This window comes from Aureimonas sp. N4 (assembly GCF_001463925.1).
GTDB classification, from domain to species: domain Bacteria; phylum Pseudomonadota; class Alphaproteobacteria; order Rhizobiales; family Rhizobiaceae; genus Aureimonas; species Aureimonas ureilytica_A.
In genome coordinates this window covers 28700-50708 of the sequence record NZ_BBWS01000053.1, presented here as the reverse complement: position 1 = coordinate 50708, position 22009 = coordinate 28700, and the positions used below count along the sequence as shown (strand labels likewise).

General features: G+C 66.7%; 19 protein-coding genes. 9 read left to right on the top strand and 10 right to left on the bottom strand.

Annotated features, from left to right (window positions below; all coding sequences use genetic code 11):
- The first annotated feature begins 28 nt into the window (after positions 1–28).
- Positions 29–847, top strand: coding sequence for a transporter substrate-binding domain-containing protein (locus AUL28_RS17880; protein ID WP_062220972.1), 819 nt, complete (start codon positions 29–31; stop codon positions 845–847).
- A 54-nt stretch (positions 848–901) separates the two neighbouring features.
- Complete coding sequence (locus AUL28_RS17875; protein ID WP_153005313.1) at positions 902–1651, top strand: amino acid ABC transporter ATP-binding protein; 750 nt, start codon at positions 902–904, stop codon at positions 1649–1651.
- Positions 1652–1842: 191 nt separating this feature from the next.
- Here AUL28_RS17875 and AUL28_RS17870 read toward each other — a convergent pair whose 3' ends face one another.
- The 8 genes from AUL28_RS17870 to pcaDC form a co-directional block, all read right to left on the bottom strand.
- On the bottom strand, positions 1843–3735 hold the full coding sequence (locus tag AUL28_RS17870; RefSeq protein ID WP_062235242.1) for a bifunctional sugar phosphate isomerase/epimerase/4-hydroxyphenylpyruvate dioxygenase family protein: 1893 nt from the start codon (positions 3733–3735) through the stop codon (positions 1843–1845).
- A 115-nt stretch (positions 3736–3850) separates the two neighbouring features.
- Complete coding sequence (locus tag AUL28_RS17865) at positions 3851–4903, bottom strand: 3-carboxy-cis,cis-muconate cycloisomerase (protein ID WP_062235238.1); 1053 nt, start codon at positions 4901–4903, stop codon at positions 3851–3853.
- Positions 4903–6105: a 3-oxoadipyl-CoA thiolase gene (pcaF, locus tag AUL28_RS17860; protein ID WP_062235235.1), complete on the bottom strand. Its 1203-nt coding sequence runs from the start codon at positions 6103–6105 to the stop codon at positions 4903–4905. Before pcaF ends, AUL28_RS17865 begins: the two co-directional genes overlap by 1 nt.
- 2 nt (positions 6106–6107) lie before the next feature.
- On the bottom strand, positions 6108–6779 hold the full coding sequence (locus tag AUL28_RS17855) for a 3-oxoacid CoA-transferase subunit B (protein ID WP_062235234.1): 672 nt from the start codon (positions 6777–6779) through the stop codon (positions 6108–6110).
- A complete protein-coding gene (locus tag AUL28_RS17850; protein ID WP_062235231.1) occupies positions 6776–7510 on the bottom strand; it encodes a 3-oxoacid CoA-transferase subunit A in 735 nt (244 codons plus the stop codon). The genes AUL28_RS17855 and AUL28_RS17850 overlap by 4 nt, the downstream gene beginning before the upstream one ends.
- Before the next feature lie 4 nt (positions 7511–7514).
- On the bottom strand, positions 7515–8141 hold the full coding sequence (gene pcaG / locus AUL28_RS17845; RefSeq protein WP_062235230.1) for a protocatechuate 3,4-dioxygenase subunit alpha: 627 nt from the start codon (positions 8139–8141) through the stop codon (positions 7515–7517).
- A complete protein-coding gene (pcaH, locus tag AUL28_RS17840; protein ID WP_192843491.1) occupies positions 8141–8863 on the bottom strand; it encodes a protocatechuate 3,4-dioxygenase subunit beta in 723 nt (240 codons plus the stop codon). The genes pcaG and pcaH overlap by 1 nt, the downstream gene beginning before the upstream one ends.
- Entirely contained in the window at positions 8860–10050 is a 1191-nt protein-coding gene (gene pcaDC / locus AUL28_RS17835) for a bifunctional 3-oxoadipate enol-lactonase/4-carboxymuconolactone decarboxylase PcaDC (RefSeq protein WP_062235224.1), read from the bottom strand. The genes pcaH and pcaDC overlap by 4 nt, the downstream gene beginning before the upstream one ends.
- 96 nt (positions 10051–10146) lie before the next feature.
- Between pcaDC and pcaQ the strand changes: the two genes are divergently transcribed.
- From pcaQ to AUL28_RS17805, 6 genes are all read left to right on the top strand, one after another.
- A complete protein-coding gene (pcaQ, locus tag AUL28_RS17830) occupies positions 10147–11070 on the top strand; it encodes a pca operon transcription factor PcaQ (protein WP_062235294.1) in 924 nt (307 codons plus the stop codon).
- Between the two features lie 105 nt (positions 11071–11175).
- A complete protein-coding gene (locus AUL28_RS17825) occupies positions 11176–12087 on the top strand; it encodes a shikimate dehydrogenase (RefSeq protein ID WP_082640552.1) in 912 nt (303 codons plus the stop codon).
- Between the two features lie 147 nt (positions 12088–12234).
- Positions 12235–13512 (top strand): MFS transporter, encoded by a 1278-nt coding sequence (locus tag AUL28_RS17820; RefSeq protein WP_058601782.1) that lies wholly within the window; start codon positions 12235–12237, stop codon positions 13510–13512.
- A gap of 309 nt (positions 13513–13821) precedes the next feature.
- On the top strand, positions 13822–14223 hold the full coding sequence (locus tag AUL28_RS17815) for a VOC family protein (RefSeq protein ID WP_062235222.1): 402 nt from the start codon (positions 13822–13824) through the stop codon (positions 14221–14223).
- Positions 14224–14746: 523 nt separating this feature from the next.
- Entirely contained in the window at positions 14747–15316 is a 570-nt protein-coding gene (locus tag AUL28_RS17810) for a DedA family protein (RefSeq protein WP_062235220.1), read from the top strand.
- Positions 15317–15338: 22 nt separating this feature from the next.
- Positions 15339–15614 (top strand): hypothetical protein, encoded by a 276-nt coding sequence (locus AUL28_RS17805; protein ID WP_082640551.1) that lies wholly within the window; start codon positions 15339–15341, stop codon positions 15612–15614.
- Positions 15615–15981: 367 nt separating this feature from the next.
- Here the strand turns inward: AUL28_RS17805 and AUL28_RS17800 are convergent, their stop codons facing one another.
- Together AUL28_RS17800 and AUL28_RS17795 are read right to left on the bottom strand one after the other, a co-directional pair.
- Positions 15982–17514, bottom strand: coding sequence for a sensor domain-containing diguanylate cyclase (locus AUL28_RS17800; protein ID WP_062221000.1), 1533 nt, complete (start codon positions 17512–17514; stop codon positions 15982–15984).
- Between the two features lie 293 nt (positions 17515–17807).
- Positions 17808–19022 carry a methyl-accepting chemotaxis protein gene (locus tag AUL28_RS17795; RefSeq protein WP_062235217.1) on the bottom strand — a complete coding sequence of 405 codons (1215 nt, stop codon included), beginning with the start codon at positions 19020–19022 and terminating at the stop codon, positions 17808–17810.
- 865 nt (positions 19023–19887) lie between these two features.
- Here AUL28_RS17795 and AUL28_RS17785 point away from each other — a divergent pair.
- On the top strand, positions 19888–21960 hold the full coding sequence (locus tag AUL28_RS17785) for a HAMP domain-containing methyl-accepting chemotaxis protein (RefSeq protein ID WP_062235213.1): 2073 nt from the start codon (positions 19888–19890) through the stop codon (positions 21958–21960).
- Positions 21961–22009: the final 49 nt, after the last annotated feature.

Genomic DNA, 22009 nt, shown 5'->3' with positions numbered 1-22009 from the left:
TTGAGAATAAAAGAGGAGGAACATCACGATGAAGACGCTCACCCGCACGCTCGGTCTCGGCCTAGCCGCTGTCGCGCTGATCGCCGCCGCCCTGCCTGCCGGCGCCATGACGCTGGATGAGGCCAAGGCCGCCGGCAAGGTGCGCATCGGCATCCAGGCCGACAATTGCCCTTGGGGCTGCCTGTCCACCACGGGCGAAGCGCAGGGCTTCGACGCGGCGGTGGGCCGCGCCTTCGCCAAGAGCCTCGGGCTGGAAGCCGAGTTCGTGCCGCTCGCGGTCGCCAACCGCATTCCCGCGCTCACCGCCAACCGCGTGGACATGCTGATCGCCTCCGTCGGCATCACGGCCGAGCGCGCCAAATCCGTGCAGTTCAGTCACCCCTATGCCGCCAACACGCTCTACGTGACGGCCGCCAAGAGCGCGAAGCTGCCCGATGCCGCCTCGCTCGCCGGCGTCAGCGTCGGCGTGCCGCGCTCCGCACCCATGGACACGATCCTCACCAAGGAAGCGCCGAAAGCCGATATCCGCCGCTTCGACGACGACGCCGCCAATATCCAGGCGCTTCTGTCGGGTCAGGTGCAGGCGGTCGGCTCCAACCAGTTCTATATCCAGCGCCTCGAGAAGGCCTCGCCCGGCACCTACGAGAACAAGTTCCCGATCGGCCAGCTGTATCAGGGCGTCGCGACGCGTCAGGGCGAGCGCGACTGGAACGCGGCGCTCAACGACTTCCTGAAGAGCTATATCGGCAGCGAGGGCTACAAGGCCTCCTATGCCGAATGGCTCCAGGTGCCGGTGACCGACCTGCCGGCGACGATCGACGGCGTCAGCTTCACCGTCAGCCAGTAAAGACATCCCCGTGCGCGCGCCCGAAACGGCGCACGCCGGGCACGGGAGGAACCGATGACCGCTACCAGCGACGACATTCTGATCCGCATGGACAACGTGGAGAAGTATTACGGCTCCTTCCACGCCCTCAAGAACGTGAACCTGACGGTCAAGCGCGGCGAGAAGATCGTCCTGTGCGGGCCGTCGGGCTCGGGCAAATCGACGCTCATCCGCTGCATCAACCATCTGGAGCCGATCAAGTCGGGCCGGATCGTGGTGGATGGCACGGAGCTCAGCGACGGGCAGAAGTCCATCGACATCGTGCGCCGCGAGGTCGGCATGGTGTTCCAGCAGTTCAACCTCTTCCCGCATATGACGGTTCTGGAAAACTGCATGCTCGCCCCGATGCGCGTGCGTGGCACCAAGCGCGAGGAGGCCGAGGCCACCGCGCGGCGCTTTCTGGAGCGCGTGCGGATCGGCAATCAGGCCGACAAATATCCCGCCCAGCTTTCGGGCGGCCAGCAGCAGCGCGTGGCGATTGCCCGCGCGCTCTGCATGGAGCCGATCGCCATGCTCTTCGACGAACCGACCTCCGCGCTCGACCCCGAGATGGTGAAGGAAGTGCTGGACACGATGGTGGGTCTTGCCCGCGACGGCATGACCATGATCTGCGTGACGCACGAGATGGGCTTCGCCCGGCAGGTGGCCGACCGCGTGATCTTTATGGCCGATGGCGAGATCATCGAGGAGAACAGCCCGGAGGCTTTCTTCCAGGCCCCGCGCCACGAGCGCGCGCGCGCCTTCCTCGGCGAAATCCTGCACTAGGGTTCTCCAGCGAAAGCCGGATCGGCTTTCGCGCTCGCCTTTTCACAGAAGCACAAACGAGAGCGCCTCCAACGAACCGATGTTCGGCGGAGGCGCTCTTGGCGTTTCGATGATCCCTGGTTCGTCTCCCCTTCGATCCGCCGAAGCCGCCCCCTCCAACGGAGGGAACGGCGCGGCCTGCCGGGTTGGGCTTATAGCAAGGGGATCGTCACCGGCGTCTGGCGGGCCTGCGTGGCGAGGCGAATGGGCGCGTTGGCAGCGCCGAGGCCCCGATAGGCGCGGCGCTGGACGATCTCGATGAAGAAGCCGCCATCCAGCGCTTTCAGATAGATCTGGAAATAATCGCCCGCCTCGTCGCGGTCATAGAGGATGCCGGTGCGGCGCATGGCATCCAGCATGTCGGGCGCGAGATCGAACTTGGCGTCGAGATCGTCGTAATAATTGCGCGGAATGGGCAGGAGAGAGACGCCGTTGGCGACGAGGGCGGTGGCGGTGGCGAAGATGTCGTCGGTGCTCAGCGCCATATGCTGGACGCCCGGCCCGACGAATTGCGACACGAAGCGGGACGAGAGCGTGCGGGTCGATTGCGAGCCGTTGAGCACGATGCGAAGGCTGGCGTCGGCATTCTCGATGACCTGGCTCAGCACCAGACCGCCGGGATCGGGCACTTCCACCGCCGGCAAGGGCTTCAGGTCGAAGATCGAGCGGTAGAACAGCGTCCAGGACAGGATGTCCTCGAAGCGCACGGTCTGGGCGATGTGATCCACCGCCTTGAGGCCCGCGCCTGCATGCTGGTTCCAACCGGGCTTCAGGTCGAAATCGGTTTCCCACTGGCGATCCAGCGCTTCGGCCTCCGGCACCAGATAGAGAAGACTCCCCCCGACGCCCCGGATCGCGGGAAGCTCCAGCTCGCCCTGCCCGACCGGCTGGCGGAAGGGCGTGGCGAGCAGCCCTCTAGCGCGCGCAAAGGCCGCCGACGCGTCCCGCATCCGCAGGCCGAGCGCGGCGACGCTGGTGCCGTGCACCACATAGGCCGAATGCGCGAAGCCCTCGACCTCGGTGTTGATCACGACGCGCAAGTTCCCTTGCGCGTAAAGCTCCACGTCCTTGGAGCGATGCGTGCCGGCATGGGCGAAGCCGATGGATTGGAGAAGCTTCGACAGCGACTGCGCCGAGAACGTGTCGGCGGCGAATTCCACGAAGGAGACGCCCGCCGTTTGGGCGGGCGGGGGCAGCGGGCTCGGCTCGGACGGGCCTTTCACCGCGCGCCCTTCCGCCTTGAGCCGGTCCATCATGTAGATCAGGGAGCGCCGGCCATCCACGGCGGTCTGGCGGGCCGAGCCGGCGCGGAACTGGTCGTTGAAGATTTCCAGCGAGTAATAGCCGTCATAGCCCGTGGCCTCGACGGCGGCCATGAAGTCGGCCACCGGCAGATCGCCCTGCCCCGGCATGTTGCGATAGTGCCGGCTCCAGGAGAGAAGATCGAGATCGAGCTTCGGCGCGTCCGCCATCTGGACGATGAAGATTTTGTCCTTGGGGATGGAGCGGATCGAGGCGGGGTCGAGCCCGCGCGAGAGCGTGTGGAAACTGTCGAGGATGAGGCCGATATGCGGGTGGTCGGCGCGGCGCACGATCTCCCAGGCGTCGCGATGGTCGTTGACGAAGCGGCCCCAGGCCAGCGCCTCGTAGCCGACGCGCACGCCGGCGGCCTTGGCGATGTCGCCGAGTTCGCGCAGATCGTCCGCCGCCCGGTCGATGCCGCCTTGCGCCAAGGGCGACACGGAGGAGCAGATGAGAATGAGGTCGGTGCCCAGCTCGTTCATCGTCTCGAACTTGCGCCGCGCGCGTTCGAAGGCTTTGGCGCGCTGGGGCTCGGGCAGGCCCTCGAAATCGCGGAAGGGCTGAAACAGCGAGATGGTGAGGCCGGCGTCGCGCACCATGCGCCCGACCTCGCGCGGGCCGGAATCGAAGGCGAGAAAGTCGTTCTCGAAAATCTCGACCGCGCCGAAGCCTGCCTGCGCGATGGCGGCGAGCTTTTCCGACAGGTCGCCGGACAAGGAGACGGTGGCGATCGAGGTCTTCATGAGACGGCTCCAACAGGTCGGCGGGTCGGCGGGTGGACGAAACGGATAGGCGGGCTCGGCGCGGATGGTGGGCGAAGAGAGGGGCGATCTCAAGCCGGCAGAGCAGCGGCCGCGATCACGGCTCCGTTCGCGGCTGAAAGCGCAGGCCGGCGAGCAGCACGGAGGCATGGCTGAGCACCGCGCCCGACGCCTGCGCCATATCCGGCAGCACCAGCCATTCCAGCGTCCAGGCCGCGCCCGAGCGCTCGTTCTCATGCACCAGGGATTGGGCGAGCGTGCCCAGATACCCCGCATTGAGGCGCGCCAGCGAAACGAGCACTTCGGCCGCGACCGGGTTCTGCTTGTGCGCCATGGCCGAGGACGCGCCGCCGCCGGGCAGCGACACCGCGCCGATCTCGTTCTGCGCCATCAGCGCCAAATCCTGCCCGATCTTGCCGAGTGTGCCGGTGACGAGGGCGAAGCCTTGCGCGATGTCGAGAATGATCGTGCGGTCGCTGTGCCAGGGCGCGGCGTCGCGAAGGCCGAGGCGGGCGGCCAGCGCCGCGCGCAGCGCCTCGTAGGGCGCGCCGAAGCTCGCGCCATGGCCGATCGGCCCGCCGAGCTGGATCGGCAGGGCGTCCCCGAGCGCGGCAAGTCGGGCGCGATGCTCCGCGAGCGGGCGCGTCCAGGTGGCGAGCTTGTCGGCGGCGGTGAAGGGCAGCGCGGCCTGCATGCGCGTTTGCGCCATCAGCGGGGTCGCACCTTGCGTATCCGCGAGGGTTTGGAGCGCCGCGAGGATGGCATCCAGCCGGTCGCAGAGGAGGCCAAGCAGCGTCTTCATGCGCAGCATCAGGCCGGTATCGACGGCGTCCTGGCTCGTCGCGCCGCGATGGACGAAAGCGCCATAGGGCTCGCCCACGGCCGCCCGCAGCGCCTTCACCAGAACGGGAATGGGCACGCCGTCCCGCACCATGCCTTGGCCGATGGCGGTGAGATCGGGCGCGAAAGACTTGATCGCGTCTTCGATCGTCTCGGCGGCGGCCTCCGACAGGGTGCCGATGTCAGCCTCCGCCCGAGCCAGCGCCGCCTCGAACCGCAGGATGGCCGCGATCTCGGCCTGCGCGCCGACGAGCGCCGAAATCTCCGCGTCCTCGATCAGCGAGGCGGCCAGCGAGGCGCGGGCGGGCATCACACCCGCTCCAGCGCGATCGCGATGCCCTGGCCGACGCCGATGCACATGGTGGCGAGCGCGCGGCGCTTCCCCGTCAGTTGGAGTTCCAGCGCCGCCGTGCCGGTGATGCGCGCGCCCGACATGCCCAGCGGATGGCCGAGCGCGATAGCCCCGCCATTGGGGTTCACGCGCGCATCGTCGTCGGCGAGCCCAAGATCGCGCAGGGTGGCGAGGCCTTGGGAGGCGAAGGCTTCGTTGAGTTCGATCACGTCGAAATCGGCTGCGATGAGCCCCAGCCGGGCCATGAGCTTCTTGGAGGCCGGCGCGGGGCCGAAGCCCATGATGCGCGGGGCCACGCCCGCCGCCGCGCCGCCGAGAATACGCGCGATGGGCGTCAGACCATGGCGCTTGGCGGCTTCTTCCGAAGCCACGATCAGCGCCGCCGCGCCATCGTTGACGCCGGACGCGTTGCCGGCCGTCACCGTGCCGCCCTTGCGGAAGGGCGTCGGGAGCTTCGCCAGCGTCTCGATGGTGGTGGCGCGCGGGTGCTCGTCGGCCTCCACGACTTTCGGATCGCCCTTGCGCTGCGGGATGGTGACGGGCACGATTTCCTTGGCGAGCCGCCCATTGGCCTGCGCTTCCGCCGCCTTGTTCTGCGAGCGGACGGCGAAAGCGTCCTGATCCTCCCGGCTGATCTGGAAGTCTTCGGCGACGTTCTCGCCGGTCTCGGGCATGGAATCCACGCCGTATTGCGCTTTCATCAGCGGGTTGACGAAACGCCAGCCGATGGTCGTGTCATGAATTTCCGCGTGGCGCGAAAAGGCGGTCTCGGCCTTGGGCATAACGAAAGGCGCGCGGCTCATGGACTCCACGCCGCCCGCCACGATCAGCTCGGCTTCGCCGGACTTCACCGCGCGCGCAGCCTGGATCACCGCGTCCATGCCCGAGCCGCAGAGGCGGTTGATCGTGGTGCCCGGCACGCTGTCGGGCAGGCCCGCGAGCAGGAGGCTCATGCGCGCGACATTGCGATTGTCCTCGCCCGCCTGATTGGCGCAGCCGAAGATCACGTCGTCCACCGCCGCCCAATCGAGCGAGGCGTGCCGCTCCATCAGGGCTTTGAGCGGCACCGCGCCGAGATCGTCGGCCCGCACGGAGGACAACGCCCCGCCGAAGCGGCCGATGGGCGTGCGGAGATAGGCGCAGAGAAAGGCGTCGCGCATGGTCAAAGCTCCGGCACGATGAGGTCGAAGACGGGGCCGTCCTGATGAAGCTCCGCGCCGGTGAGGGCCTGAAGCTCGTCCAGCGAGAGCGAGGGCAGCTTTTCGCGCAGGACGAAATGCCCATTCTCGATGTCGATCACGGCAAGGCTCGTATAGATGCGCGTGACGCAGGCCACGCCCGTCAGCGGCAGCGAGCAGCGCTTCACCAGCTTGGGCTTGCCGTCCTTGGTGACATGTTCGGTGATGACCGCGACGCGCTTGGCTCCATGCACCAGATCCATCGCCCCGCCCACCGCCGGTACGCCCTTCGGCCCGGTCGACCAATTGGCGAGATCGCCGGTTTCGGCGACTTCGTAGGCACCGAGGATCGCGACATCGAGATGCCCGCCGCGCACCATGGCGAAGCTATCCGCATGGTGGAAGAAGGCCGTGCCGGGCTTGATCGTGACGGCCTTCTTGCCGGCATTGATCAGGTCCCAGTCTTCCTCGCCGGCCGCTGGCGCTTCGCCGAAGCCCAGAATGCCGTTCTCGGTGTGGAAGATCGCCTCGCGGCCGGGCGGCTGGAACTTCGCCACCATTTCGGGAAAGCCGATGCCGAGATTGACATAGGCCCCGTCGGCAATGTCCTGCGCGGCGCGCCAGGCGATCTGGGTGGAGGTGAGTTTGGTGCTCATGCCGCCCTCGCAGGGTAGACCGCGTTCGCGCGGTTCAGCTCTTCTTCCTGAGCGGGGCTCGCGACCTCCACCAGCCCTTGCACGAAGATGCCGGGTGTCACCACGCTTTCGGGATCGATCGCGCCGGGCTCGACGATCTCCGACACCTGAACGATCGTGGTGGCGGCGGCCATCGCCATCAGCGGGTTGAAGTTGCGCGCCGCCTTGTTGAAGGTGAGGTTGCCGAGCCGGTCGCCCTTATGCGCCTTGATGAGGGCCACATCGGCCTTCAGCCAGCGCTCGCGCACGTAAGGCCGGCCGTCGAACTCCTCCACCGGCTTTCCCTTGGCCAGATCCGTGCCGTAGCTGGTCGGCGTGTAGAAGGCGGGAATGCCCGCGCCCCCTGCCCGAATGCGCTCGGCGAGCGTGCCCTGCGGCACCAGTTCCAGCTCGATCTCGCCGGCGAGATATTTCTCGGTGAAGACGCGCGGGTCGGCCGAGCGGGGGAAGGAGCAGATGAGCTTCTTCACCATGCCCTGCTCAATCAGGGCGGCGAGGCCGACATGGCCGTTGCCGGCATTGTTGTTGACGATGGTGAGATTCTTCGGCGAGCCGGTCGCGAGAAACCGGTCGATCAGCGCGTGGATCAGCTCGATCGGCGCGCCCGAGCCGCCGAAGCCGCCGATCATGACGGTCGCCCCGTCCTCGATGCCGGAGACCGCCTCGCTGAGGCTGGAAAGGCTCTTGTCCATGAGATCACATATCCAGGAAGACGGTTTCGTTCTCGCCCTGAAGGCGGATGTCGAAGCGGAAGACGGGCAGGCCATCCCTCTCCGTGCGCGGCGCGATCAGGGTCGCGCGCCGGGCCGGTTCGGGAATGCGGTTCAAGAGCGGATCGGCCGCGTTGGCCTCCACCTCGTCGCCGAAATAGAGCCGCGTGTGGAGGCCGAGATTGATGCCGCGCGCGACGATCCAGACCGTGACATGCGGCGCCTGGAGCCGGCCATCGGGATAGGGCACGCGGCCCGGCCGGATCGTCTCGAAGCGGAACGTGCCGTCCGTCTCGGACAGGGGCTGGCGCGCCCAGCCGGCAAAGGCGGGGTCGGCCTGGCCGCGCGTCTCCGCTGGCGAATTGTGGAAGCCTTGCGCATCCGCCTGCCAGATCTCGACGAGGGCGTCGCGCACCGGCGAGCCCGCGCCATCCGTGACCTGACCCTCCAGAATGACGCGCTCGCCTTTCGTGTCCGGCCCAACGATGACGAGGCCGAGATCGTCTTTCCAGACGCCCGTGATCTCCACCCAGTTCGGGTTGGTGCCGATATGGACATAGGGGCCGGCCGTCTGCGAGGGCGACTCTTTGAGGTAGTCGAGGCGCTGGGCCATCAGTTCCCCTCCATCCGGTTTTCGAACATGGTGGAGCGGCGGCCGCGCAGCACGATGTCGAACTTATAGGCCAGACTGTCCATCGGGATCGTGGCATTGCGGTCGAGCGCGGCGACGAGCTGTTCGATCGCGGCCCGGTCGGGGATCGTCTTGACGATCGGGCATTGCCAGATCATCGGATCGCCCTCGAAATACATCTGGGTGATCAGGCGCTGCGCGAAGGCGTGGCCGAACACCGAGAAATGGATATGGGCCGGCCGCCAGTCGTTGACGCCGTTCGGCCAAGGGTAGGCGCCGGGCTTCACCGTGCGAAAGGAATAGCGCCCTTCGGCATCGGTGACCGCGCGCCCGCAGCCGCCGAAATTCGGGTCGATCGCGGCGAGATAGCTTTCCTTCTTGTGGCGATAGCGCCCGCCGGCATTGGCCTGCCAGAACTCCACCAGCGCGCCGGGTACCGGCCGGGCGTTCTCGTCCAAGACGCGGCCATAGACCACGATGCGCTGACCGATGGCCTCGCCGCCGTCTCGGCTGAAATTGCGGATCAGGTCGTTGTCGAGCGCGCCGATGAGATCGTGCCCGAAGACCGGCCCGGTTTCCTCCGAAAGCGTCGTCGGCAGGGAGAGAGGCGCGTTGCGCGGGCTGCGCAGGATCGAGGTCTTGTACCCGGGCGTCAGGGCCGGCGGATGCCAGTCCCGGTCACGCTGAAAATAGGAACCGCTCATCGTGCCGCGCCCTCCCGCTCGGTCCATGTCATCTCGGTGAATGTCGTCTTGGCGATCTTGATCGCGTGATTGGCCGCCGGAACGCCGGCATAGACGGCGACATGCAGGAGCGCCTCGGCCACATCCTCCGGGCTCGCGCCCGTGTTGGCGGTGGCGCGCACATGCATGGCGACCTCGTCATCCTGCCCCAGCGCGGCCAGAAGCGCGATGGTGACGATGGAGCGCTCGCGCCGCGTGAAATGGCTGCGCGCCCAGACCGAGCCCCAGGCCCCTTCCGTGATGAAGCGCTGGAAGGCTGCGTCGAAGGGCGTGATGGCGGCCGTCGCGCGGTTCACATGCGCCTCGCCCAAGACGGCGCGGCGCACGCTCATGCCCGCCTCGAAGCGGCTCGTCTGCCCGTCCTCGCTCGGCATGACATGGGCGGCGATGAGCGCCGCAAGGTCCTCGGGCCGCTCCAGACAGGGCAGATGTCCAGCACCCGCGATCACCTCGAAACGCGCGCCGGGAATGCGCTCGGCCGTGGCGCGCACGAGGTCGGGCGTGGTGGCGCGGTCGCCGTCTCCCGCCAGCGCCAGGGTCGGCGCGCGGATGGTGGCGACGAGATCGGTGTAATCGGCCTCGCGCAGCGCCTCGCAGGCCCCGACATAGCCCTCCGCCGGCGTCGCCTCGAACATGCGCCGCCATGCCGCGAACCGGGCGGCCTGCGCGGCGGGAAAACCCTCCGACACCCAGCCGCGCAGGACGGTTTCCGAAATGGACTTGAGCCCCTCGCCGCGCACCGCGGCGATGCGCGCGTTCCAGGACTCCGCCGAGCCGATGCGCGCCGCCGTGTCGAGAAGCACGAGCCGCTCGATGCGCTCGGGATGGTGGATGGCAAGGTGCTGCGCGATCAGACCGCCGATCGAGAGGCCGACGAGCGAAGCGCGGCTCCAGCCGAGCGCGTCCAGAAGCGCGGTCACGTCCTCGGCCAGAAGCGGGATGGTGATGGGCTCGGCCCCGGTCTCGGACAGGCCGTGGCCGCGCTGGTCGAAGGTCAGGATTTGAAACCGTGAGGCAAGCCGCGCGACCGTCTCGCCCCAGATGCGGCGATCCGACCCCAGCGAATTCAGAAACACGAGACGAGGCGCGCCCGCGCGCCCTTCGACCTCGGCATGGATCGCGATGCCATTGGCGGTGATGAAGGCCATCCGTGTCCTCCCCAGACATGACGTGAGAGCTAGGACGCTTGATCGCTTATGTAAAATGATGATTGGTGCGACAGCGATAACTCAGAGGTTATGCCGATGTCCCTCTCCGCCGTTCGCCTGCGACATCTCCGAACCTTCGTCACGGTTGCGCGGCAGGGCGGCGTGATGCGCGCGGCGGCCGAACTTTCGGTGACGCAGCCGGCCGTGTCCAAGACGATCAAGGAGCTCGAGGCGATTCTGGGCGTCGATCTTCTGTCGCGCTCGCGCGGCGGGGCGTTTCTCTCGCCCTATGGCGAACTCTTCCTGCGCCATGCGGAAGCCAGCCTCGCGGCGCTGCGGCGGGGCGTCGAAGAGGTGGAGGGGGCGGCCTCGCCCAGCGCCCTACCCGTGCGCGTCGGCGCGCTGCCGACCGTGTCGGCGCGGCTCCTGCCCGAGGCGATCCGGCGCTACATGACCCATTCGCTCGGCGCGGTGCCGCGCATCGTCACGGGGCCGAACGACTATCTCGCCGGCCAGCTGCGCGAGGGCGGGCTCGACATCGTGATCGGGCGCATGGGCGAGCCCGACGCGATGACCGGCTTCGTCTTCGAGCATCTCTATTCCGAGCCGATCGTCTTCGTGGTGCGCGCCGGCCACCCGCTGGCGGACAAGCCGTTCGAGCCCGGCGATCTCGCGGCCTATGAATGCCTCCTGCCCCCGCCCGGATCGGTGATCCACCCGGTGCTCGACCGGCTCTTCACCGCCGCCAACCTGCCCGCGCCGCCGCGCGTGATCGAAACCGTGTCGCTCGCCTTCTCGCGCACCTATGTCCAGACGAGCGATGCAATCTGGGCGATTTCGGAAGGGGTCGTCCTGGACGACCTCACCGCCGGCACCCTCAAGCGCCTCGCCCTCGGAACGCGGGAAACGCAGGGGCCGGTCGGCATTACGCTGCGCGCCGGCATCGCCCCCTCGCCCTCCGCCGCGATCCTTCTGGAGGAGCTGCGCGCGGTGGCCGCGACGATCCGGGGCGAGGGCTGAACAGCAATTCCTTCGTCGGCTCTTGACACGAACGTACCAGTTCGTACAAATTTTGCACCATGCCCGTGGGAGCGTGGCCTTTTTCGAGACATTTGGGAGGCGCGGATGGCTCTGCTGGTGCAGGAGCGGTCACACGCGAACACGCAGGACGCCGGGCCAGAGCGCGGGCGTTCGGTTCTGGCCGGCCTGATCGGCGCGGGCATTCAGCGCTCGCTCACCCCGGCCATGCATGAGCGCGAGGGCGATGCGCAAGGGTTGCGCGTCCTTTATCAGAAGATCGACCTGATGCCGCTCGGCCTCGGCGTCGAGGCGCTGCCCGAGCTTCTGACGGCGGCCGAGCGCATGGGCTTTGCCGGGCTCAACATCACCTATCCCGCCAAACAGGCCGTGATCCCCCATCTCGACGAATTGTCGGACGACGCGCGCGCGCTCGGCGCGGTGAACACGGTGGTGCTTCGCGAGGGCCGGCGCGTCGGCCACAACACCGACTGGTGGGGCTTTGCCGAAGGCTTCCGGCGCGGCCTGCCCGGCGCGGCGATGACGCGCGTGGTGCAGCTCGGCGCGGGCGGCGCGGGCGCGGCGGTGGCCCATGCGTTGCTGACGCTGGGCACGGGCGAGCTGATCCTCTCCGATGTGGAGCCCAGCCGCGCGCAAGACCTCGCCGCTTCGCTCTGCGAGCGCTTCGGCGCGGGCCGCGCCCGCGCGGCCGGTGATCTTCAGGCCGATCTGGCCGCTGCCACCGGCCTCACCCATTGCACGCCCACCGGCATGGACAAGCTGCCGGGTCTGCCGCTGCCGGCTGCCTGGCTGCATTCCGGCCTCTGGGTGGCGGAAATCGTCTATTTCCCACTCGAAACCGAGCTTCTACGCACGGCGCGCGCGCTCGGCTGCCAAACGCTCGACGGCGGCGGCATGGCGGTGTTTCAGGCGGTGGAAGCCTTCCGGCTCTTCACCGGCCTTGACCCCGACGCCGAGCGGATGCGCCGCCACTTCACCGAGATGACCAGCGCCAGCTGACATCACGTCCCGCGCCCCGTCAGGCTGGGAGAGCCACGGGCCGGGTCCGACACACCACCGAGAGGAGGAACAACCATGATATCTGAGGCAAGCTCGGTGCGATCAAGCTCGGCGCGATCGGCCACAGCCGGGGCGCATCCGCACGAGATGCAGGCCCCCCGCAAGGCGGCGCTCGCCAGCTGGATCGGCAGCGCCGTCGAATACTACGACTTCTTCATCTACGGCGCGGCCGCGTCCTTGATCTTTCCCAAGCTCTTCTTCTCGTCTGAAAACCCGCAGGCGGCGCTGATGCTGTCCTTCGCGACCTTCGGCGTCGCCTATATCACGCGCCCGATCGGGGCGGTCGTGCTCGGCCATGTCGGCGACAAGTTCGGCCGCAAGAAGGTTCTGACCTTCACGCTTCTCCTCATGGGCTTCTCGACCTTCATCATCGGCTGCCTGCCGACCTACGCGCAGGCCGGCATCTGGGCTCCGGCCATGCTGGTCGTGGCACGCCTGCTTCAAGGCATCTCGGCCGCCGGCGAGCAGGCGGGCGCCAATTCCATGACGCTGGAACACGCGCCGGCGCATCGGCGCGCCTTCTTCTCCAGCTTCACCCTGTCGGGCACGCAGGCCGGGCTGATCCTCGCCAATCTCGTATTCCTGCCGATCACCGCCCTGCCGGAGGACCAGCTTCTCTCCTGGGGCTGGCGCGTCCCGTTCTTTCTGAGCGCCCTCGTGGTCGCGGTCGGCTTCTGGGTTCGCCGCACCCTGCCCGAAACCCCGGCCTTCGAGAGCGAGGAGAACAAGACGGAGCGCGCGCCCGTCGTCACGCTGTTCCGCGAGCAATGGCGCGATGTCCTGCGCGTCGTCTTCGCCGCGCTCGTTTCGGTGGTCAGCACGATCGGCGCGAACTACGTTCTGGCCTATGCCGTGCGCGAGGCGAAGATTCCGCAGGCCACCACGCTGCTCGTCCTGATCTCGGCCAATCTCGTGGCGCTCGCCGCCATTCCGCTCTGGGCCATCCTGGCCGACCGGATCGGCCGCCGCCCCGTCTTCATCTTCGGCGCGCTCGGCTCGGCCGCCACCGTCTGGCCGATGTTCTGGGCGGTCTCCTCGGGCGACGTCACCTTGATGTTCGTCTTCGGCATCCTGCTTCTGGGCGTCGTCTATTCGGCGGCCAACGGCGTCTGGCCCTCGCTTTATGGCGAGATGTTCGACACGCGGGTGCGCCTGTCGGGCATGGCGATCGGCACGCAGATCGGCTTCGCACTCGGCGGCTTCGCGCCCACCATCGCCGCCGCCATCCAGGGCACGGGACCGACCGGCTGGCATCCCGTGGCCATTTTCGTCACCATCACCTCGGTGATCGCGGCGATCTCGGCCTTCACGGCGCGCGAGACCTATCGCACCCCGCTGCACCTGCTCGGCCCCCGCGCCCGCTGACACGGCCCGATGACGACGCGCGTCCGCCGGGTATCGGCGGGCGCGCGAGGCTGCGGCGAGCCGGCCGTCACGCGCCCTCGCCACCCGAAGCTCCGGCCAGCCTTCGCCACTCTCTTCGCCCCATGACGCATTCATCGCCTTTCCATGGCGGGTCCGTGCTGTCTCCCGGCGCAAACCGGGGTCACAGTCGCGCATCGATCCGCCCTCCGCTGAGCGCGGTGGATCGAGCGCCCGGCCTTATGACGCCGGAATGGGTTCACAGGGGCACGGCGCGTCTGCGCGGCCGCGTTCCGAATGGGAGAAAAAGCGATGGCCGTGATTTCTGGAAACGACGTCTTTTCGCATGTGATGATCGGCGCAACCGATGTCGCGACCTCGACCGCGTTCTACGACGCCGCGCTGGGCGCGCTCGGCGTCAACAATCTCGGACCCTTCGGCAACGGCTGGGTGCTCTATGGCCGGGACAAGCCGGCCTTCATCGTCGCCAAGCCTGGGAATGGCAATGCGCCGACCAGCAACGGCGTGACGATCGGCTTCGCGGCCAAGACCACGGCAGAAGTGGACGCCTTCCACAGCGCCGGGCTGGGCGCGGGCGGCACGGACGAAGGCGCGCCCGGTCCGCGCGGCCATCTTCCGGGCGCCTATGCCGCTTATCTGCGCGATCCCGCCGGCAACAAGATCTGCGCCTATACGTTCACCGACGGCAACTGATCGGGCATTCGGCGGGGCCGTGCGGCAAGCACAGCCCCGTCGGGACCCGCGCCTCCTGTCCCGAACCATCTGGGCTCGGCACGGCGCATCCGTTCCGGCATCGCCCCACGATCGTCCCTCCGTCCCCTCGCTCAACCCCGTTCGCTTGTTCGTCGGGAGCGTTTGCGCGGGGCAGTCCGTCAGGACAGGCGAGACTTGTGGCTCGCCCGGGCGTGGAGCCGATGCCGCGCGAGGCCCGAGCGTCGCCAACGATGCCGACCGGGCGAAGGCGCAGGCGGACCGAAAAGCACTGGCGGACCGGCCCGAAGGGTTCCGTCCCCGGTTCCGAGGGCTTCGGCGTCTTTCCCCATGTCAGCGGAAAGCAGACGGGTGGCTCCGTGCCCGGCCCCTCCGCCAGCCGAAGCGGGGCGAGGCGTCCCTCACGGTCTCCCTCCATCCATCATACCCCCCAATGGAACCCTTTGGGTCGGCGCGGCTTGCCGGGTCTGCGTGCCGTGGTCGCACGCCAGCCGGTGATGGACGCATGACGATCGAGACCCTTGTCGCCCAATATGGATTGCCCGCGATTTTCCTGGGGGCGGGCCTCGAAGGGGAGACGGTCGCGATCCTGGCGGGCGTGATCGCCCATAGCGGCACGCTCGGCTTCTGGCCGACCCTCGTCACCGTCGCCCTCGGCTCCTTCGTGGCCGACCAGATCTTCTTTCTGTGCGGACGCTTTTTCCGTCAGGCGCGCTTCGTGCGGCGCGTCAGCCAGCGTCCCTTCTTCGCCAAGGCTCTCGCCGCCTTCGAGAAGCGGCCACTTCTCTTCACCTTCGGCTTCCGCTTCATCTACGGCTTTCGCACGGTGAGCCCGATCGCCATCGGAACCACGCAGCTTTCGACCGCGCGCTTTCTCCTCATCAATGCGCTTGCCGCCGCGACCTGGGCGCTGGTCTTCGTCTCGGCCGGATACTGGTTCGGCAACGGCATCGAAGCGGCCTTCGGCCAGCTCCGCCTTCACCATCGCCTTCTCGCCTGCTTGGCCGGCGCGGTTCTGTTCGTCGCCGCGCTCGCCGTCTGGACACGGCGGCGCTGGATGCCGAAAGGGCTGTGAGGGCTTTCCGTCAGACGGGCTCGTGCGCCGCGCCGATGCGACGGTCGCGGAACGGGTCGTGCGGGACGGGTCGGTCATCACCGCCAGCGGCGTGACCTCGGGCATCGATTTCGGCCTCACCGTCGTCGCCGAACTTCTCGGCCGTGAGGAGGCCGAAACGATCCAGCTTTCGCTCGAATACGACCCCGCTCCCCCCTTCGATGCCGGCTCCCCCCACTCGGCCCCGGATGCCGCCATCGCAGCCGCCAAGGCTCGCATGGCGGGCTCGCGGCGCGAACGCGAGACGCTTCTGTCGTGATAGCACGGCAGGTCGGGAGGATGGTGGAAGGGCCGTCTCGGCGCCCGAGGCCGTGAACAAGTCAGCGCCCTGCGAACCTGCACATCGCGTCCCGAAGCCGACAGCGGCCTTTCCACCAGTGAAGCTGTCCGCAGACGGCCCGCTTCGATCGCCGCGGCGATCCGTGAGCGTCCATCTTGGCACACTCTATGTGCTGGCCCACCACGGGGAGATGCAGGCCGAGCGCCATCTCTCGAAAGAGGCCGTCCGGTTCCGACCCGACCTCGCCGAACGAAGAGGTTTGCAGCGTGATCGGAAGCGGACTTGAGCGAGTGCCCGGGCTGTTGTCGCGGAGCAGCCTGGGTTCCGATGGTCGGGGCAAGTTCAATTAGGCATGAGCCGAGCGGAGTGCGGAGACAACACCCGTATTCTTTCGATCCCTCGGCGCGAACCGGGTCTGATTGCGTCCACCTTCCTTCGCGGCATAGAGAGCCGCGTCCGCCTTTTGGTAAAGCGCGTCAGGCGATGCAATGCCAGCCGGTCCGACAGCGAGCCCCACGCTCACAGTGACCGCGCCCGCGCCAAGGCCGGCCGACGGAACCGCCAATGACGCGATGGCCTCGTGAAGCTTGGCCGCGATGCGGGAGGCGCCCTCGATATCGGTCTCCGCCAGGAGGATCGCGAACTCTTCGCCGCCAACGCGGGCAACAAGATCATCCGGCCGATGAACGCTGCCCTTCAGGCAGGCGGCGATCCCCTTGAGAACCTCATCGCCGACCGCGTGCCCATAGCGGTCATTGTATCGCTTGAAGTGATCGGCATCGACGACAAGGAGAGAGAACGACCGGCCGGTCCGCTTCGCACCCGCCCACAGGCCCTCAAAGGTCTCCTCGAACCGACGTCGGTTCGGAAGTCCCGTCAAATCGTCGGTGCGCGACAGTTCGGCCAGCTCCGCCTGCATGGCGGCTTGGCGTCTCAGGTCCCGGCCGTATAGCAGCGAGAGCAGCACGGTCAGTCCGCAAAGGATCAGCATGACCCCGCCGATGACAAGCGCCTTCACTCCCCATGCAACCTCGATTTCATGGGTTGAGAGGGCGACGTTCAGAACCAGCGGCCATTCGCCGACCTGCGTGAAGTTATAGAGGCGTTCCACGCCATCGCGCACGGATGTGCCAACGAAGGACCCTCGGCGCTCGCGTACGAACCGGTCGAAGTTGTCCGTGCCGGCGATGCTCACGCCGATGTCTTCTTCCACGAAGGGATGGCGCATCAAACGTGTGCCATCGCGCAGATAAAGGTTGATCGCGCCGTCCTTGCCGAGGCCGATCTGGTCGAAGAGACAGCTGAAGTAGGACAATTTCAGGCTTGCGAGAACAATTCCGCCGAACGAACCATCCGGCTTGTCGATGCGGCGGCTCAATACGACGACGCGGTCTCCTGTCAGACGGGAGATCAGCGGCTTACTGATGACAAGTCCAAGCTTGGGGTTGGCCTTATGCGCTTGGAAATAGTCGCGGTCGGCGTTGTTGAGCTTGCGCGGCGGCACGGACGCGGCGTCGATGATGCTATCACCGTTCTCGTCCAAGACGATCATTGCGCCGAGATCGGGAGCTGTCGAGGCTCGGTCGAACAGGATGAGCTGCCGGAGTTCGGGCGTGCTCTCGGCCACGCCGGGCGCTTTCAGGTTATCGACGACAGCCCGTAAGGACAGGTCGATGATCTCGACGTTACGAGCAATGTCCCGTTCGATGACCTGCATCAGGTTCTTCGAGGTCTGGTCCGCCATGGTCCAGGCATCGCGACGCAAGTCGAGCAGCATCATGCCTGACATGATCACCATGCCGATGGGGGCGAGGATGCCGAGCGCAATCCACGTACGGGCGGAGCGCAAACGTTGCGCGAGATGGTGCGGCAGGGCCATAGATTCGGCTCTCCCAAGCTCGATATTCGATGCGTGCAAGGTAAGGGCGGAAAACCTTACGTTGCCTCTCTATCGGATGAGCCCTCCATGTCGTTTCGGGATATCCCCAAGGCGGAGTAAAGACGCGGGCGAAAATTCGACGGGCGGTGAAGAACAGCAAGCGGGATCAGTCTCGACGCATTCCCTCGAGGTGGCAAGGAAGCGGGAGCGGCCGAGAGTCTGTCACCCGCTCACCTCTTTCTAGCGCCCCGAACCGGACCGGCAGCCATCACCCATCTCGGCCATGGCCGGGGTCAAGCAGCCATGGGCAGGGCCGGCTTTGACGGGGTAGACTTCAAGGGCGCGATTTCCGGCTTTCCGGCCGCAAACGCCTCCGCCAGGGCCTGAAGTCCGTTTCCGTCACGGCCCGCTTCGATACCCGCCAGAATGACCCGCGCTTCGCCGTCGTTGAGACGGAAGATCGCCATGCGATCCTCCAGCCGCCCCGCCTGGTCCGATAGCTGTTCGGAGGTTGCCGCCATTTCGTTGGCGGCACCGGCATTGGCCTGCGTCACCTGATCCAACTGGCCGATCGCCTGGTTGATCTGCTCGATGCCGACCGACTGCTCGCGGCAGGCCGCCGAAATCTCCGACACCAGTTCGGCCGTCCGGCGAATGTCGGGAACAAGGCGTTCGAGGCGCGAGCCGGCGTCCTCGGCCACGGCCAGCGTTCGGCTCGACAGGTCTCCGATCTCGGACGCCACCTTCTGCGCCCGCTCGGCGAGCTTGCGCACCTCGGAGGCAACGACCGCAAAACCCTTGCCGTGTTGCCCCGCGCGGGCCGCCTCGATCGCAGCGTTGAGCGCCAGAAGATCGGTCTGCCGGGCGATCTCGCGCACCAGGGCGATCTTCTCGGCAATCTCGCGCATGGCCTGGGTGGATTGCACCACCGCGGACTCGGTCGTGCCGACATCCCTGGCGGCATGGGCTGCCATCGTCTCGGTCGTCGCGGCGTTGTCGGCGGTCTGGCGAAGGTTGGCGCTCATCTCCTCGATGGCTGCCGAGGCCTGCTCCGAGGCCGCCGCTTGCTCGGTCGAGCCCGAGGAGAGTTGAGCGGCCGTGGCGGAGGACTGCTGCGAGCCGGCGGCGACCTGCATCGCCGCGCCCTGCACGGCATGAACCGTTCCCGACAGCCGCAGGCGCGTCTGGCACAGGCGCGTCAGGAGATCGCCGAGTTCGTTCTGGCGCGAATGGACGATGCGTTGAGACAGATCCCCGCTCGCGATGCGATCCATGTTCTCGGCCAGCTGGCGAAGGCCGCCGTTCAGGGAATGGATGATCCAGGCGGCCAGCCCGATGCCCAGAACCATGACGCCGGCAATGGCGCCGAACAAGGCGAGCTGCGTGCTGTCATAGCCGGTTTGCCCAGCGCGCGTGAGGGCGTGGATGCTCAAGGCGTTGATGGTGGCGGTGGAAACGAGCAATGCCCCGAAGCTGAGGGCAAGACGCGACTTGATGGTGATACGCATAGAGGCAAACTTTCAGGCAATAGATATATTCTACAGCAAAAACATCTCGTGCGAGGCGTCACCTAGCGTCTCACCGGAACGGCGACGAGGGGCATTTGTCGCGGCTGGTGTTCCAGACGTGAACGACATCGTTCAAATGTCATGGGTCCGCGTCGCGAGCGCGTCTGCGATCATCCTCCGACGCTGCGAAACGCAGCGCGTGACAGCATAACGAGATGGGGTAAGGGAGTGTGATGTCAGGCGCGCGGTGCCAGCGTAGCACTTGGGCGGCACGCCAGCACCATGCCGACGCCTTGCGACAGGTCTCTCCGTCATTCTCGCAAACCGTAATGTTTGCATCCTGACTTTAAGCCTCAGGTAATCTTAGGTCTCCAAATTGTAATCCCTGATTACGGAGAGGAAGATGGTCGCAAAATGCAAAAGCTTTCACGCCGATTCAGAGCCGAGCGCAGCGCAGTCGCGCGCGGCCCAAGTGGTCGCACTCAGTTCGCAGATTTGCGAAATCACGGAAGTCGCAGCCGCGGCTATCGGAGCCGATCTGGATACCTTGGACACTGTCCCGATCGAGCTCGGTGAGATGTACGAAGGGATGGCGAATGTGTTTCTCGCCCTTGCGCGGAAGGTGCAGGAGAAGCATCGACCGGCCTGTTCGAAGCTTTAGGCTTGGGCTTTGCGGCTCACGCTTCGCCGATCTCTCGAACGGCCCGCACGCTTGCCCTTGGTCGGAACGGCTCGGTGGCGACGAGCAAAAGGCTCCCGTCGGCGAAGGTAGCCTGAAAGATCGCTTACGATAAAATGTTCAGCAAATTTGAACCATCCCCGCATCAGTATGGCAATCGGATTTTCTGGACCTCGGACGATTGCCATGCGCCTGAATATGAAGCTGAAGCTCGCCGCGAGCTTCGGGACGATCCTGTGCGTCACAGGCGCGGTCGGATACTTCGGCCTCGCCTCGGTCGCCTCCACGAACGATATGCTGAAAGCATTTTCGGAGCGTCCCTTCGTTCAGGTGCAGAGCGCCAACCAAATCCAGACCAACCTCGCAACCATCCGTCGAGACATCCTGACATCGTTCTTCACGTCCGACGCTGAAATCCTGAAGCAGACGGGCGCGGAATATGACCGGAACTGGTTGAACGTCGAGACGAACCTGAAGGACGTTTTGCGGAGTATGTCGCCGGAAGGGCGCGAAGCCTTCAAGGACATCGAGCCGCTGTTGCACGACCTCAAATCGGTTTCCGACGAGACATTCGCATTGGGAAAAAAGGCCGACCCGAGCGCCACCATCAGCGGCCTTGTTCGGAGCGAAGCGCCCATCGGGGACATCAACCGCCAGCTGGCGGACCTGCGGGCAGCGGTCGTGCCTGCTTCGGCGACCGCGACCGTGTCGCCGCCGGAAGCCATCCAACGCATTGCGACCCTCGTTCTGGACGCGCGCATCCAGATGGCAGAAGCCCTCGCTTATGATGACGACGCTCAGATTGCGAATGCCAGCCAGCGGTTGAACGAGCTCGATGGGACGATCAAGGCGGCAATCGGCGAGCTGACAGGGCGCCTCCCCCAGCAAACGGCCCGCATGCAGGCCCTGCAATCGACCTGGGCCCAAACATTCCAGACGATGCGCGCGGCGGCCGATATCGGCGTCGACAACTGGCTTGCCAAAGCCAGCGATCTGGCCAACACGAAACAGATCCCCATGGCGGCCGCCGCCTCGAAGCGGCTCGACGAGTTGAACGCGGCGGCCGGTGACCAGGCGAGAAACTTCCTCGCCGATTCCGATCGAAGCTACCGGACGACGCGTCTCTGGCTCCTCTGCCTGATCGCAGGTGGCATCACGCTGGGCGCCAGTGCCGCGACCTGGATCGCCTTGTCGATCTCGCGCGGGCTGGGGCGTGCGGTAGACTTGGCCGACGCGATCGGTCAGGGCGACGTGTCCCAGCGCGTGTCCGCCAGCAGTTCGGACGAGATCGGCGATCTCCTGCGCGCCATGAACGCCATGAGCGTCAAGCTTGGCGAAGTCGCTTCGACCGTGACATCATCGTCGGGCCAAGTGGCGTCCGGTTCGTCGCAGTCGGCGGCAACCGCCGAGCAGCTGTCGTCGGGATCGAGCGAACAGGCTGCCGCCTCCGAACAAGCCTCCGCCGCGATCGAACAGATGGCCGCGAACGTGCGGCAGAATGCCGACAATGCCGGGCAGACCGAGAAAATTGCCGTGCAGGCCTCGACGAGCGCTCGCAAGACCGGCTCGGCCGTTGCCGCCTCGGTCGAGGCCATGCGCACGATCGCCGAGAAAATATCGGTGGTTCAGGAAATCGCCCGCCAGACCGACCTTCTGGCATTGAACGCGGCCATCGAGGCGGCCCGTGCCGGCACCCATGGCAAGGGGTTCGCGGTCGTGGCCTCGGAAGTGCGAAAGCTCGCCGAGCGGAGCCAGGAGGCGGCTCGCGACATCGGCCTTCTGTCGTCGCAGACGCTGCTGACCTCCGAAGAAGCCGGGCAGATGCTGGATGCGCTGGTGCCGGATATCCAGCGCACAGCCGATCTCGTGTCCGAGATTTCCGCCGCATGCCGCGAGCAGTCGGTCGGCATCGATCAGATCAACCAGGCCATCCAGCAGCTGGACCAAGTGACCCAATCGAACTCGGGCGCCGCCAACGAGATGGCAGCCACCGCGTCCCAGCTTTCGGCAGAGGCCAGCCGTCTCCAACAGAGCGCCAGCTTCTTCAGGTTGGCCCCCTCCAGCCGCAACGAGCCGGCAGCGGCGCCAGACGATGTTCGCTCCGCGCAGCGAAAGGCGGACACCAGCGTGACATCGGCGCAAGCCAAGCCGACCGCGAAACCGGCCGCCAGAGCCATGTCCAAGGCCCGGACCGAAACCGGCCCAGGCTTCGCTCTCGAGCTGGACGACCATCAAAGCTTCGAGCGCATGAGCGCTTGATGGACCCGGCGCTCCTGCGCTGATGTAATTGGGCCGAGAGCGATCAGGC